Genomic DNA, 14,289 nt, shown 5'->3' with positions numbered 1-14,289 from the left:
CGGCTCAGCGCGCCCCCGCCGGCCACAGCACCACGCGCAAGGTCTGCAACAGGATCAGCATGTCGAGGAACGGCGAATAGTTCTTGGCGTAGTACAGGTCGTATTCCAGCTTGTGGCGGGCATCCTCGATCGACGCGCCATAGGGATAATTGATCTGCGCCCAGCCGGTGATCCCCGGCTTCACCATATGCCGCTCGGCGTAGAAGGGCAGATGCTGTTCGAGCTGTTCGACGAATTGCGGCCGTTCCGGGCGCGGCCCGACGAAGCTCATCTCGCCTTTCAACACCGCCCAGGTCTGCGGCAATTCGTCGATCCGGACGAGGCGGATGATGCGGCCGATGCGGGTGATGCGCGGATCGTCCTTCTCCGCCCATACCGCCTTGCCCGCGACCTCGGCATCCTGCCGCATCGAGCGCAGCTTCACGATGTCGAACCCCTGGTTGTAGAGGCCGATGCGGCGCTGGCGATAGAAGGCCGGCCCGCGCGATTCGAGCTTGATCGCCAGCGCGGTGAGCAGGATCAGCGGCAAGGTCAGGATGAGCAGCAGCAGGCTGGCGAGGATGTCGAAGGCGCGCTTGAACACGCTCGACAGCATCCGGCCCGAGGCGAAGCCGTCGGAGAAGATCAGCCACGACGGATTGACCGAATTGAGGTCGATCCGACCCGTCTCGCGTTCGAGGAAGGTCGAGATCTCGCTGACCGCCACGCCGGTGGTGCGGACGCGCAACAGGTCCTTGAGCGGCAAGGCGTTGCGGCGTTCCTCCAGCGCCAGCACCACCTCGCCGGCGCCATGGTCGACGACGTGCGCGGCGAGGTTGGGGATGGCGTCGCGCGGCACCGCGCCTGCGACCACCGGATCGGCCTCCCCCATCGCGACATAGCCGGCGACGATGACATTGGCGCCCGGCAGGTCGGCGAGCGCGCCGATCCGGGCGGCGCGATGCCCGGCGCCGAGCACGATGATCCGCCGCTTGAACGTATCCCCACCCAGCGTCCGGTTGAGCAGCGCGCGCACCACGACCAGCAGCACTGCCGCGATCAGCGTCGCATAGGCGAGGTTGGAGCGCCACAGCGCCACCGGCGGGATCAGGAAGAAGAGGATCGACAGGAAGACGACGCCGATCAGGATCGCCACCGCGAGCCGCGCCGCGGCGAACCGCAGCGACAGGAACGAGCCGACGCCATAGGCGCCGACCGCGATCAGCGCGATCTGCAACGCCGCCGCGAAGGCGAGCAATTGCGGCAGACGGGTGGTCACCGGCAGCACCAGCATGCCGATCTGATGCGCGCGAATCACCCAGCCGAGCTCCGCCGCGGTCATCAGCAACAACGCGTCGACCAAGCCGAGCAGCAGCACGGCATAGGGCACATAATGCTTGAACAGGCGGATCATGCGGGCCCTCTCCTGCCGGTCTGTAAGCTTTTCCGACAGCTATCCCGCAGGTCGCAGAAAAAAGAAAAGAAAACTTGAAGAAGGCGCCCTTAAGGATCGTTTCGCGCGCGCTTCATTTCGGTTAGGGATGCGCCTCCCAAGGAGTTTAGTACGCATCATGACGATCGTCCCAGTGATCCTTTCCGGAGGGTCCGGCACCCGCTTGTGGCCGATGTCTCGTCCCGAGATGCCCAAGCAGCTGCTGGCGCTGACCGCCGAGGAAACCATGCTGCAACTGACCGCCAAGCGCGCGCACGGCGAAGCCTTCGCGGCGCCGATCGTGGTCGCCAATGCGCGGCACGCCGATCATATCGACGAGCAGCTCCACGCCGTCGGCGCGGCGCCGCAGGCGGTGATCCTCGAACCGGTGGCGCGCAACACCGCGCCCGCGATCGCGCTCGCGGCGCTCGCCGCCAAGGGCGAAGAGGCGTTGCTGGTGATGCCGTCCGATCACGTCATCGCCGACGTCGCCGCCTTCCACGCCGCGATCGAGGCGGCGATGCCGCTGGTCGCCGACGGCTGGCTGGTCACCTTCGGCATCGCTCCCGATGCGCCCGAAACCGGCTATGGCTGGATCAAGGTCGGCGAGCCGCTCGCCGAGGGCGTCCACCGCGTCGCGCGCTTCGTCGAGAAGCCGATCCGCGAGCGTGCCGAAGAGATGCTGGCCTCCGGCGATCATGCCTGGAACGGCGGCATCTTCCTTTTCCGCGCCGACATCTTCCTCGGCGCACTCGCCGCACACGCCCCCGGCATGCTCACCGCGACGCAGGATGCCATGACCAAGGCCCGCCGCGACGGCGTCCGCATCTATCCCGATGCCGAAGCGTTCGGCGCATCGCCCGACGATTCGATCGATTATGCGGTGATGGAGCGTGCCGAGCGGGTCGCTGTGGTGCCGGTGGCGATGGGCTGGAGCGACGTCGGCAGCTGGGACGCGCTGCACGCGATCAGCGAGCGCGACGAGAGCGGCAACGCGCATCGTGGCGACGTGCTGGCGATCGATACGAAGGACTGCCTGATCCGCTCGGACGGCATCCGCATCTCGGCGGTCGGGATCAGCGACCTGATCGTGGTGGCGAGCGGCAACGACGTGATGATCCTGCCGCGCGGCCGCAGCCAGGAGGTCAAGAAGCTGATCGCGGCGATGAAAAAGGACTGAGGTGGAACCGGACGGTCGCGCTCAGGCGGCGACCGTCCACGCCCACAGGCCCGCCAGTCCCGCCGCGCCGATCAGCAACTGGCGGGGCCGCAGCGTCGCGAAATAGGCGGGGGCATTGCCGGCGAGCGCCGCTCGGCGATCGAGCAACGCGGCGAGCACGTAACCGACGATCAGCGGCAGCAGCGCGCCCGACGGTCGACCGATCACCAGCGCGAGACCGGCGAGCGTGAAATAGGCGATGCTGGTCGCGATCTCGACCGGCTTCGACGCGCGCGGATAGCCGAAGCCGAAGCCGCGACGCACGCCGGCGATGAAGGCGAGCACCAGCGCCCCCCAGATGATGCCGAGCTGCACCGCCCAGAACGGCCACGGCGGCGGCAGCACCCAGGCCCCCACCGCAGCGACGACCAACGGCACCATCGGCCCATAGCCGAGCAGCACACCATCGGCAGGAATATCGGGACGATCGGCATCATGGTTCATGCCGCGAGCAACGAGCAGAACGCCGCCGGGTTGCCTGCCGGCCTGGCTATGGCAGGATCACGACGACGCCATCGATCCTCCGACGGCGTGCTGCCATCGCAGCGGGCAGCGGCATGTCGGCGAGCAGGACGTACAGGCGGCCGGGAACACGCTGCCCCCGTGCGAAGGCGGCAGCCTCTGCGTGCGCCCGGCGGATGGTGACGCGATCGGCGCGCGCGGCATAAACGTTGGACACCGGCCGACCGGCATTGGCGGCGCGCCAGGCGATCTCCTGGAACAGCCCGAGGTCGCGGGTGACGTCGGCAGGGAAGAAGGCGATGCTTCGCGAACCCGTGATCAGTGCGCCCCAGCGTGGATCGCGCGTGCGGGTGTAGAGGCGATGCGCGCCTGCGGGCTGGGTTTGCGCACGGATCGCGTCGGCCATGCCGGCGAGGTCGATGACCTGGATCGCAACGATGCCGATCAGCGCCAGCCCCGCGCGCTGTGCCGACAACCGGAACGAGGTCAGCACCGCCATCAGCACCAGCACATAGCCGACCGGCCAGAACATCCGCCCCGACGCCCTTACCGGGTCCAGCAATGCCCTGACCTCGGGGGGCAGCGGCAAGCGGGCGATGGCGAGGATGGCGAGCACGACCAGCGCCGGGACGAGGCCGCGCAGCCGCCGTACCGTCTCCCGCTCCCTCTCGCGGGAAGGTAGCCGCCGCCACGCCACGACGACGGCGAACGCGACGAGCAACAGGCCGCCGGCGCCGAGATACTGGAAGCCTTCGAAGCCGCGGCCGGGGCTCGTCTCGTGCGCCGGTAGCAGGTTGGAGAAGGGGGCGATCGCCGGATTCCACAAGGCATCGAGTGGCATCGAAAAAACGCCGAAATTGCCCGCCGGCACTTGCCCGCCGACACCGAGCCACCGGGCGAGCAGCGCGACCAGCAACAGGATCGCCGCCGCCTGCCCGAGGACCGCACGCCGCTCGCCATCGGCAAACCGGACGAGCAGGGTCGACGCCCAGATCGCCCCGACCATGATCAGAAGATAGCTATGGATTAGCGTCGCGACGGCGATCAAGGGCGCCCACCAGCGCAGGCGACGGCTGCGCTCCGGTTCGAGGAAGAGCCAGAGCGCGGCGAGGATCAGCCAATGCGCCATCAGATTGGCGTGGACGAAGCGGTTGAACAGCGTCGGCGGAAAGGCCAGCAACGCGACGCCGGCCCAGAGCGCCATCTGCCCCGGCGCATGGCGGCGGAGCAGCAGCCAGGCAAAGAGCGTCTGCAACATCAGGCACAGCAGGATGAACGGGCCGACGAGTTGCGCGTCGGCAGACAGCAATGCCGCGAACGGCTTGGCTGCAAGCGTGACCAGCGGATTGCTGTCGGTGAACAGGACCGACACACCGTCGGGTGCGTTGAGCAGATGGGTGCGCAGCGACGCGCCGGCGGCGGGGTCATGCCAATAGGCATGGGCGCCCAGCGCATTCTCCCCTGCGTCGCTGCCGTTGAGCAGCCAGCCGGCATTGCCGATGTCGAGGATCGCCGGATGGAAGAAGGCGAGGAACAGCGCGATCGGGAGCAACAGGAGCAGGACGGGCGTGGACAGGCGGCGCATGCGCGGCATCCTGATCTGATCGGAGCGCATATCTGGTTAATGGCGGCAGCAAAAAGGGACCGGCGGTTGCCCGCGCGGTCCCTTTTCGTGTTCGGTACTTGGAACGGACATCTCGGCATAGCGCCGTGATGTCGACCGGGGCAGGCAGCGCCTGCCCCGGTGCCGGATCAGAAGTCCATGCCGCCCATGCCGCCCATGCCGCCACCGCCGGGCATGGCCGGAGCCTTGTCCTCGGGCAGTTCGGACACGGTCGCTTCCGTGGTGATCAGCAGGCCAGCCACCGAAGCGGCGTTCTGCAGCGCGGTGCGGACGACCTTGGTCGGGTCGATCACGCCGGCGGTCACCAGGTTCTCGTACGTGTCGGTCGAGGCGTTGAAGCCGAACGACGTGTCGTCCTGGTCGAGCAGCTTGCCCGACACCACGGCACCGTCGTGACCGGCGTTCTGCGCGATCTGGCGGACCAGGGCGGTCAGCGACTTGCGGACGATGTCGATACCGCGGGTCTGGTCCTCGTTGATGCCCTTCAGGCCATCGAGCGACTTGGTGGCGTACAGCAATGCCGTACCGCCGCCGGGGACGATGCCTTCTTCGACGGCTGCGCGGGTCGCGTGCAGTGCGTCGTCGACGCGGTCCTTGCGCTCCTTGACCTCGACCTCGGTCGAACCACCGACCTTGATCACGGCGACGCCGCCGGCGAGCTTGGCGAGACGCTCCTGGAGCTTCTCACGGTCGTAGTCGCTGGTGGTGTTCTCGATCTGCGCACGGATCGCCTCGGTGCGGCCCTTGATCGCATCGGCTTCACCCGCACCGTCGATGATGGTGGTGTTGTCCTTGTCGATCGTGACGCGCTTGGCGGTGCCGAGCATGCCGACGGTGACGTTCTCGAGCTTGATGCCGAGGTCTTCCGAGATCATCTCGCCCTTGGTCAGGATCGCGATGTCCTCGAGCATCGCCTTGCGACGATCGCCGAAGCCCGGTGCCTTGACCGCTGCGACCTTGAGGCCGCCGCGCAGCTTGTTGACGACGAGCGTGGCCAGAGCCTCGCCCTCGATGTCCTCGGCGATGATCAGCAGCGGGCGACCCGACTGGACGACGGCTTCCAGGATCGGGAGCATCGCCTGCAGGTTGCTGAGCTTCTTCTCGTGGATCAGGATGTACGGATCGGCGAGCTCGACCGTCATCTTCTCCGGGTTGGTGATGAAATAGGGCGACAGATAGCCGCGGTCGAACTGCATGCCCTCGACGACGTCGAGCTCGAAATCGAGACCCTTCGCTTCCTCGACGGTGATCACGCCTTCCTTGCCGACCTTTTCCATCGCTTCGGCGATCTTCTCGCCGACTTCACGGTCGCCGTTGGCCGAGATGATGCCGACCTGCGCGACTTCCGACGAGCCCGAGACGGGCTTGGAGCGCGCCTTGATGTCCTCGACGACCTTCAGGACGGCGATGTCGATGCCGCGCTTGAGGTCCATCGGGTTCATGCCGGCGGCCACCGACTTCATGCCCTCGCGGACGATCGCCTGCGCCAGAACGGTCGCGGTGGTCGTGCCGTCGCCGGCGATGTCGTTGGTCTTCGAGGCCACTTCGCGCACCATCTGCGCGCCCATGTTCTCGAACTTGTCCTTGAGCTCGATCTCCTTGGCGACGGTGACGCCGTCCTTGGTGATGCGCGGTGCGCCGAAGCTCTTGTCGATCACGACGTTGCGGCCCTTCGGCCCAAGCGTCACCTTCACCGCATCGGCGAGGATGTCGACGCCGCGGAGGATGCGCTCACGCGCGTCGCGGCCGAATTTTACGTCCTTGGCTGCCATGGTGGCTACCCTTTCAGTTGGTCTGGAAATTCACAAAAGTCACACCGATTGAGGTGCGACGCGAAGTCAGCCGACGATCCCGAGGATGTCGCTTTCCTTCATGATAAGAAGGTCTTCACCGTCGACCTTGACCTCGGTGCCCGACCATTTGCCGAACAGGATCTTGTCGCCGGCCTTGACGTCGAGCGGAGTGATCGTGCCGTTCTCGGCGCGCGCACCGGTGCCGACGGCGACGACCTCGCCCTCCTGGGGCTTTTCCTTGGCGGTGTCGGGGATGATGATCCCGCCAGCCGTCTTTTCCTCGGCCTCGACGCGCTTCACGAGGACGCGGTCATGCAACGGACGAAAAGTCATTGCGAAGTCCCTCTTTCAGTCAGTGTTACAGATTTCTGGCACTCACGAAACGCGAGTGCCAACGGGGCGGATATGTGCCGGCTGCACGGGATCGTCAAGGCTTCCGCCGCGCAGAAAAACGCGATGCGGCGGCAGACGGTGCGCTGCGCGGGACGGCGGACGCAAAGTGCACCATGATCACCCGCCTTTCGACAGGCTCCGGGCGAACGGATGGCCGTGCGCCGCCCCTGCCGATCGGCTCAGCGCGCGATGACGACGTCGCGATAGCGTGGGTTGAGGAGGTGGAAGGCGAGCAGCGCGACGAGATAGGCGAGGCCGCAGGCGACGAAGAACGGGCCGTAGCTGCCGACCTTGTCGAGCAGCAGGCCGAGCGACTTGGAGGCGATGAAGCCCCCCGCCGCGCCGGCGAAACCGCCGAGCCCGATCAGCGTGCCCTGCGCATAGCGCGGGAACTGGTCGCCGGGCAACGCGAACAGGTTGGTCGAGAAGCCCTGATGCGCGGCGCAGGCAAGGCCGATCATGCCGACCGCAAGCCAGATGCTGCTCGCCTGCGCGGCGAACATCACCGGCAGCGCGAACAAGGCGCAGACGAACATCGCGCGCTTGCGGGCCCGGCCCACCGCGACGCCGCGCTTGAGCAGACGCGATGAATACCAGCCGCCGGCGATCGCGCCGAAATCGGCGAGGATGTAGATCGCGACCAGCGGCGGGCCGAAATTCTTGAGGTCGTAGCCGTAGCGGCTGTGGAAGAAGTCGGGCAGCCAGAACAGGAAGGTCCACCACACCGGATCGATCAGGAAGCGGCCGGTCATATAGGCCCAGGCCTCGCGATGGCGCAGCACCGCGAGGAAACCGGCGCGGCCGACGTCTTCCGCGGGCTCGGCCTCGATCCAGGCGCGCTCCTCGGCGCTGACGCGGGGATGCGCGTGCGGCGGGTGATAGAGCCGCCACCAGGCGGCGAGCCAGACGAGGTTGAACAGCCCGGTGACGATGAACGCCCAGCGCCAGTCGAGCACCAGATTGACAACGAGGAAGCCGATCAGCAGCGGCGTCACCACCGCGCCGACGTTGGCGCCGGCGTTGAAGATGCCGATCGCGAAGGCCCGCTCCTTGCGCGGAAACCATTGCGACGCCGCCGCGAGTGCCGACGGATAGGTCCCCGCCTCACCGAAGGCGAGCGGGATGCGCGCGATCGCGAAGCCGGTGGTCGAGGTGACGAGCGTCTGCGCGAAATGGCCGATCGTCCAGCTGCCCATCGCGAGCAGATAGCCGTTGCGCGCCCCGATCCGGTCGATCAGCCAGCCGAACAACAGGAAGCCGAAGCCGTAGGCGACCTGGAAATAGCCGGTGATGTCGCCATAGCCGGCGTTGCTCCAGCCGTAGAGCGCGGTGAGCTGCGGCTTGAGCACGCCCAGCACCAGCCGGTCGATATAGCTCAGCACCACCGCGGCGAAGAGCAGGCCGCAGATCAGCCAGCGGATGCGGCCGCGCGGCGGCGCCACCGCATGGACGGCGGTTTCGGGGGCGGTCGCCGCCGCGTCGCCGATCGCGCTCACGTCACCAGCTCCACAATGTGCCATCCTCCAGACGGTTCACGGGCAGATAGGCGCGCTTATAGGCATGAGTGGCGGCGAGATCCTCGTCGATCGACACGCCGAGCCCCGGCGCGTCGCCCGGATGCATCGTCCCGTCGGTGAAGCGATAGGCGTGCGGGAAGACAGCGTCGGTCTCGTCGCTGTGCGGCATATGCTCCTGGATGCCGAAATTGGGGACCGACAGGCCGAAGTGCAGCGCCGCCGCCATCGCCACCGGCGACAGGTCGGTCGCGCCGTGGCAGCCGGTGCGGACCTGATAGAGATCGGCGAGCGCGGCGATGCGGCGCAAATGGGTGATGCCGCCGGCATGGACGACGGTGGCGCGGATATAATCGATGAGCTGGTTCTCGATCAGATGCTTGGCATCCCAGATCGAGTTGAACACCTCGCCGACCGCGAGCGGCGTCGTGGTGTGCTGGCGGATCAGGCGGAAGGCGTCCTGATTCTCCGCCGGGGTCGCATCCTCGATCCAGAACGGCCGATAGGGTTCGAGATCTTTGCCGAGCCGTCCCGCCTCGATCGGGGTCAGCCGGTGGTGGACGTCGTGGAGCAGATGCACGTCCCAGCCGAGCGCCTCGCGCGCCGCGGCGAAGAGTTCGGGGACGACGCGCAGATATTTCTCGGTCGACCACACCGCCTCGCTCGGCAGGTCGCCGTCGGCGGGTTCGTAGCGCTGGCCCTGTTTGGCGACGCCGTAGGTCGAGGCGAGCCCCGGCACGCCGCATTGCAGCCGGATCGCGCGATAGCCCTCGTCGCGGTGGCGCAACGCGGTCTCGATCGTGTCGGCGATCGTCGTGCCGTTGGCGTGGCAATAGACGAGGCAGGAATCGCGCGCGGCGCCGCCGAGCAATTGGTAGACCGGCAGGCCGGCGACCTTCCCCTTGATATCCCACAGCGCCATGTCGACCGCGGCGATCGCGGTCATCGTCACCGGGCCGCGCCGCCAATAGGCGCCCTTGTAGAGATATTGCCAGATATCCTCGATCCGGTGCGCATCGCGGCCGATCAGGCAGGGGACGACGTGATCCTCCAGATAGCTGGCGACGCTGAGTTCCCGGCCGTTGAGCGTCGCATCGCCGAGGCCGGTGGTGCCGTCGTCGCAGGTGATCTGCAACGTGACGAAATTGCGTCCCGGCGCGGTGACGATGACGCGGGCTTCGGTGATCGTGGGCATCGGATGATCCTTCAGGCGATGTCGAGCGCGACGGTCTGGACGTCGCGACTGTTGGGGCCGGTCATGATGTCGAAGCGGCCGGGTTCGACCACTTCGCGCATCTCCCCATTCCATAGACGGAAAGCGTCGGGACCGAGCGTCAGGCGCACGGTGCGGCTCTCGCCGGGCTTGAGCGTCACGCGGGCGAAGCCCTTGAGCGCCTTGACCGGGCGGGCGACCGACGACACCTGGTCGCGGACGTAGAGCTGGACGACCTCGTCGCCGGTGCGATCGCCGATATTGGCGACGTCGACCTCGACGGTGACCGATCCCGCCACGCCGATCCGCGCCGCCGACAGCCGCGGCGGCGACAGGCGGAAGCGGGTGTAGCTGAGCCCGAAGCCGAACGGGAACAGCGGTGCATCGTCGTCGAACAGATAGCCGCGACGGCCAGAGGGCTGATGATCGTAATAGAAGGGCACCTGCCCGACGTCGCGGACCACCGTCACCGGCAGCTTGGCGCCCGGATTGACGTCGCCCCACAGGGCATCCGCCATCGCGTGCCCGCCCTGCTGGCCCATGTACCAGCATTCCAGCATTGCATTGGCGCCCGCCACCACGGTCGGCCAGCTCGGCGGGCGGCCGTTGATCGCGACGATCACGACGGGCTTGCCGGTGCCCTTCAACGCGGTGAAGAGCGCATTCTGTTCGCCGAGCAGGTCGAGCGAGGTGCGGTCGCCGAGATGCGTCTTGGCATAGCCTTCGCGGCTGGTCTGTTCGGTATCGCCGATCGCCAGCACGATCACGTCGGCATTCGCGGCGACGCCCACCGCCTCGGCGATCAGCGCGCGGTTGCGCGCGGGATCGGCGAGCAGCACCTCGTTGGCGGACCGGTCCTCGCTCTGGGTGATGAAGACGCCCTGCGCGTGGACGACCTCCGCCTTGCCTTTCAGCTTGGCGCGGATGCCGTCGAGCAGCGAGACGGGATCGGTCGGGATCGACGAATAGCCGCCGAGCCGGGCGACGGCGGCATTGGGGCCGATCACCGCGACGCGGCGGTGGCGATCGGGCGACAGCGGCAGCGTGCCGTCGTTCTTGAGCAGCGCGATCGAGCGCGCCGCCGCCTCGCGGGCGAGCGCCAGCGCCTCGGCATTCGCGGTCAGGCGGGCGGCGGCGCGGGCATCGATGCGCGGCTCCTCGAACAGGCCGGCGCGGACCTTGAGCGTCAGCATGCGCGCGCAGGCGGAGTCGATCGCCGCGACACTCACCTTGCCGGCGCGGACCTGATCGGCGAGCGTGCGATAGGCGACGCCATCGGGCAGGTCGCTGTCCACCCCGGCGGCGAGCGCGAGACGCGCCGCCTCGCCCACGTCGGCCGCGATATGGTGGAAATAGTCGAGTTCGGGGATCGCGGCGTAATCGCTGACGATCGCGCCGTCGAAACCCCATTCGCCGCGCAGCACGTCGCCGAGCAGCCAGCCGTTGGCGTGGCTGGGGACGCCGTCGATCTCGTTGTACGAGGGCATCACCGCCCCTATTCCGGTGCGCTCGACCACCGCGCGGAACGGCGGGAAATAGCTTTCACGCAGCTCGCGTTCGCCGATCTGTGCGGGCGCGACGTTGTTGCCCGCCTGCGGCTGGCCGTGACCGGTCATGTGCTTGAGCGTGGCGAACACCTTGCCCGGCGCCAGCTCGCGCCCCTCGCCCTGCAAGCCGTGTACCGCGGCGACGCCCATCTCGCCGCACAGATAGGGGTCCTCGCCGAACGTCTCCTCGATCCGCCCCCAGCGCGGATCGCGGGCGATGTCGACCACCGGCGAGAGCGCCAGCACGGTGCCGTGCGCGCGCACCTCGCGGCCGATCACCGACTGGACGCGGGTCATCAATCCGGGGTCGAAGCTGCCCGCCAGCGCGATCGCCTGCGGAAAGCTGGTCGCCTCCGGGGCCATATAGCCGTGCAGCGATTCCTCGTGGAACAGCACGGGGATGCCGAGCCGGGTGCGGCCCCGCGCCCAATCCTGCGCGGCGTTGACGAAGGCGATGGTGTCGGCGGGCTTGCGCCAGCGGCCGGTGACGTCGGTGCCGGTGTCGGTCGCGGTCGCCGCACCGCCGCGGTCGGACGGCCGCGCGATCTGGCCGATGCCGTCGGGATAAGCGGCGCTGGCGCGGGCCGGATCGAAGCCGCGCGCCTCGTCCATCACGTCGCGCTTGGTGGTCGACAGCGTGATGAGCTGCGCCACCTTCTCGTCGAGCGTCATCCGGCCGAGGAGGTCGCGGACACGCAGGTCGACCGGCGCGCGCGCATCCCTGTAGGGCGGCAGCGCGGGCCGCGCGGCGGCGGGCAGCAACGCCATCAGCGACACCCCGGCACTCCAGCGCAAGACCTCACGACGGGACGAAACGACGGGGCGTGAGGTCAAGACAGGCTCTCCGGGATTGGCAAACCAATACGATGCGGCTTGCCTGTTATGTTGATAGCGATAACATGAAAGCTGGACCGCGGGCTTGTCAATCGTCCGCGACGGGAGAGTGAGATGAACGGCTATCGTGCGCTGATCGGAGCGCTGGGCGCGAGCTGGCTGGCGCTGGCCAGTCCGGCATTTGCCGATGACGGCTATTCCCTCTGGCTGCGGACCAGTGCCCCGGCGACCGGTCAGGCCGCCGTGACGCGGCTGGGCGACAGCGCGACGCTGCGGCTCGCCGAAACCGAGCTGCGCCGCGCGCTGCCCGCGGGCACGCCGCCGGTGGTCGTCGCGACCGCCGCGGCGCCGGGGATCGCCGCACTCCGCCTGCCCTTCGCCGGGCTGGGCGACGAAGGCTATCTGGTGCGCCGCGTGACGCTGGCGGGCCGGACGGTGATGCTGGTCGCGGGCAACGGCGATCGCGGTACGCTGTACGGCGCGTTCGCATTGCTGCGCGCGCTCGGCGACGGCGACGGCGTGGCGATGGCGGGCCTGCGCTCCGCGCCCAAGGTGAAGCTGCGCGTGCTCAACCATTGGGACAATCTGGATGGCACGGTGGAGCGCGGCTTTGCCGGCCAGTCGCTGTGGGACTGGTGGACGCTGCCCGACTTCAAGGACCCGCGCTACACCGATTATGCCCGCGCCAACGCCTCGATCGGCATCAACGGCACGGTGATCAACAACGTCAACGCCAAGGCGGACAGCCTCACCGCGCCCTATATCGCCAAGGCGGCGGCGCTCGCCGACGTGCTGCGGCCGTGGGGGATCCGCGTCTATCTGTCGGCGCGCTTCTCGGCGCCGGTCGAGCTCGGCGGGCTGAAGACCGCCGATCCCCGCGATCCCGCCGTCGCCGCCTGGTGGCGCGCGAAGTCGGACGAGATCTATCGCGCGATACCCGATTTCGGCGGCTTCCTGGTCAAGGCGAACAGCGAGGGGCAGCCGGGGCCGCGCGATTACGGCGCGACGCATGCCGACGGCGCCAACATGCTCGCCGCGGCGGTGGCGCCGCACGGCGGCATCGTGATGTGGCGCGCCTTCGTCTATGCCGAGACCGACCCGACCGATCGCGCCAAACAGGCATATAGCGAGTTCAAGCCGCTCGACGGCAGCTTCGCCAAGAACGTGCTGGTGCAGGTGAAGAACGGCGCGATCGACTTCCAGCCGCGTGAGCCCTTCCACCCGCTGTTCGGCGCGATGCCGCGCACGCCGCTGATGATCGAATTCCAGATCACCAAGGAATATCTCGGCTTCGCCACCCACCTCGCCTATCTCGGCCCGCTGTTCGCCGAGACGCTGCACGCGAAGACCGGCCGCCGCGACGAGACCGTCGCCGACGTCGTCGACGGATCGGCGGAGGGCCATACGCTGACCGGCATGGCGGGCGTCGCCAATATCGGCCGCGATCGCGACTGGAGCGGATCGACCTTCAACCAGGCCAATTGGTACGCCTTCGGCCGGCTCGCCTGGGACCCCGATCTGACTTCCGACGGGATCGCGCGCGAATGGGCGGCGCAGACCTTCGGCACCGATCCGCAGGTGATCGCGACGACGACCGCGATGATGGCCGGATCGCGTGAGGCGGTGGTCGATTACACCGGCGCGTTCGGGCTCGCGCATCTGATGGCGACCGGCCACCATTACGGGCCGGGTCCGTGGGTCGCCGATCTGGCGCGGCCCGAGTGGAACCCGACCTATTATCATCGCGCCGATCAGGACGGCATCGGCTTTGAACGCGGCCGCACCGGCAGCGACGCCGTCGACCAATATGCGCCCTCCCTGGCCCGCCGGCTTGCCCGGCCCGAGACGACGCCCGAACGCGAATTGCTGTGGTTCCACCATGTCCGCTGGGACCGCCGCATGGCGGACGGGAAGACGCTGTGGGAGGATATGGTCGCGCATTACGACGCCGGCGTCGGCTATGTCGCCGGCATGCAGCGCCAATGGGACACGTTGCGCGACAAGATCGACGCCGAACGCTGGCAGAAGACCGCGACCTATCTGGCGATCCAGCAGCGCGAGGCACGCTGGTGGCGCGACGCCAGCCTCGCTTATTGGATGTCGGTCAACCACCGCCCGCTGCCCGCCGGCGTCGCGGCGCCCGAGCACGACCTCGCCTGGTACAAGGCGCAGAGCTACCCGCACGCACCGGGGCATACGCCGTGACGCGATGCCGCTGAAAGCATGAACAAAACGTCATCGGTTGGCCTAACCGAAACCGATTGACTTGCTGACCAATA

10 protein-coding genes are annotated in these 14,289 nt (G+C 68.0%); 2 read left to right on the top strand and 8 right to left on the bottom strand.

Translation table 11 applies throughout. The annotated features are described in order from the left end of the window. Nucleotides 1-4: 4 nt before the first annotated feature. A complete protein-coding gene (locus SFC76_RS08180) occupies nucleotides 5-1,393 on the bottom strand; it encodes a TIGR03013 family XrtA/PEP-CTERM system glycosyltransferase (protein ID WP_322848979.1) in 1,389 nt (462 codons plus the stop codon). A 157-nt stretch (nucleotides 1,394-1,550) separates the two neighbouring features. On the opposite strand from SFC76_RS08180, the gene SFC76_RS08175 reads away from it, so the two are divergent. Further along, on the top strand, nucleotides 1,551-2,591 hold the full coding sequence (locus SFC76_RS08175) for a mannose-1-phosphate guanylyltransferase/mannose-6-phosphate isomerase (protein WP_322848978.1): 1,041 nt from the start codon (nucleotides 1,551-1,553) through the stop codon (nucleotides 2,589-2,591). A 21-nt stretch (nucleotides 2,592-2,612) separates the two neighbouring features. Here SFC76_RS08175 and SFC76_RS08170 read toward each other — a convergent pair whose 3' ends face one another. From SFC76_RS08170 to SFC76_RS08140, 7 genes are all read right to left on the bottom strand, one after another. Continuing rightward, nucleotides 2,613-3,074, bottom strand: a complete 462-nt coding sequence (locus SFC76_RS08170) for a DUF3429 domain-containing protein (RefSeq protein WP_322848977.1) — start codon at nucleotides 3,072-3,074, stop codon at nucleotides 2,613-2,615. 46 nt (nucleotides 3,075-3,120) lie between these two features. Then, nucleotides 3,121-4,677: a DUF6311 domain-containing protein gene (locus SFC76_RS08165; RefSeq protein WP_322848976.1), complete on the bottom strand. Its 1,557-nt coding sequence runs from the start codon at nucleotides 4,675-4,677 to the stop codon at nucleotides 3,121-3,123. Between the two features lie 167 nt (nucleotides 4,678-4,844). Beyond that, on the bottom strand, nucleotides 4,845-6,488 hold the full coding sequence (gene groL, locus SFC76_RS08160) for a chaperonin GroEL (protein ID WP_322848975.1): 1,644 nt from the start codon (nucleotides 6,486-6,488) through the stop codon (nucleotides 4,845-4,847). 66 nt (nucleotides 6,489-6,554) lie between these two features. Continuing rightward, nucleotides 6,555-6,842 carry a co-chaperone GroES gene (gene groES, locus SFC76_RS08155; RefSeq protein WP_322848974.1) on the bottom strand — a complete coding sequence of 96 codons (288 nt, stop codon included), beginning with the start codon at nucleotides 6,840-6,842 and terminating at the stop codon, nucleotides 6,555-6,557. A 239-nt stretch (nucleotides 6,843-7,081) separates the two neighbouring features. After that, the gene (locus SFC76_RS08150) at nucleotides 7,082-8,389 is read right to left on the bottom strand and encodes an MFS transporter (protein ID WP_322849094.1); all 1,308 of its coding nucleotides are present in this window, start codon (nucleotides 8,387-8,389) and stop codon (nucleotides 7,082-7,084) included. A 10-nt stretch (nucleotides 8,390-8,399) separates the two neighbouring features. Next, nucleotides 8,400-9,611 (bottom strand): D-mannonate dehydratase ManD, encoded by a 1,212-nt coding sequence (manD, locus tag SFC76_RS08145; RefSeq protein ID WP_322848973.1) that lies wholly within the window; start codon nucleotides 9,609-9,611, stop codon nucleotides 8,400-8,402. A gap of 11 nt (nucleotides 9,612-9,622) precedes the next feature. Next, nucleotides 9,623-11,944 carry a glycoside hydrolase family 3 N-terminal domain-containing protein gene (locus SFC76_RS08140; RefSeq protein WP_322848972.1) on the bottom strand — a complete coding sequence of 774 codons (2,322 nt, stop codon included), beginning with the start codon at nucleotides 11,942-11,944 and terminating at the stop codon, nucleotides 9,623-9,625. 180 nt (nucleotides 11,945-12,124) lie between these two features. Between SFC76_RS08140 and SFC76_RS08135 the strand changes: the two genes are divergently transcribed. Continuing rightward, on the top strand, nucleotides 12,125-14,215 hold the full coding sequence (locus tag SFC76_RS08135) for an alpha-glucuronidase family glycosyl hydrolase (RefSeq protein WP_322848971.1): 2,091 nt from the start codon (nucleotides 12,125-12,127) through the stop codon (nucleotides 14,213-14,215). Nucleotides 14,216-14,289 lie beyond the last annotated feature (74 nt).

The organism is Sphingomonas sp. CD22, from assembly GCF_034556155.1.
Classification (GTDB): domain Bacteria; phylum Pseudomonadota; class Alphaproteobacteria; order Sphingomonadales; family Sphingomonadaceae; genus Sphingomonas.
The sequence above is the reverse complement of the archived record's forward strand: the minus strand, read 5'-3'. Positions and strand labels throughout refer to the sequence as shown.

Bases quoted from the DNA above. Each gene is read 5' to 3' on its own strand.
- SFC76_RS08175 (WP_322848978.1), top strand. From the start codon at position 1,551: ATGACGATCGTCCCAGTGATCCTTTCCGGAGGGTCCGGCACCCGCTTG.
- SFC76_RS08135 (WP_322848971.1), top strand. From the start codon at position 12,125: ATGAACGGCTATCGTGCGCTGATCGGAGCGCTGGGCGCGAGCTGGCTG.
- SFC76_RS08170 (WP_322848977.1), bottom strand. From the start codon at position 3,074: ATGAACCATGATGCCGATCGTCCCGATATTCCTGCCGATGGTGTGCTG.
- SFC76_RS08180 (WP_322848979.1), bottom strand. From the start codon at position 1,393: ATGATCCGCCTGTTCAAGCATTATGTGCCCTATGCCGTGCTGCTGCTC.
- SFC76_RS08165 (WP_322848976.1), bottom strand. From the start codon at position 4,677: ATGCGCCGCCTGTCCACGCCCGTCCTGCTCCTGTTGCTCCCGATCGCG.
- groES (WP_322848974.1), bottom strand. From the start codon at position 6,842: ATGACTTTTCGTCCGTTGCATGACCGCGTCCTCGTGAAGCGCGTCGAG.
- manD (WP_322848973.1), bottom strand. From the start codon at position 9,611: ATGCCCACGATCACCGAAGCCCGCGTCATCGTCACCGCGCCGGGACGC.
- groL (WP_322848975.1), bottom strand. From the start codon at position 6,488: ATGGCAGCCAAGGACGTAAAATTCGGCCGCGACGCGCGTGAGCGCATC.
- SFC76_RS08140 (WP_322848972.1), bottom strand. From the start codon at position 11,944: ATGGCGTTGCTGCCCGCCGCCGCGCGGCCCGCGCTGCCGCCCTACAGG.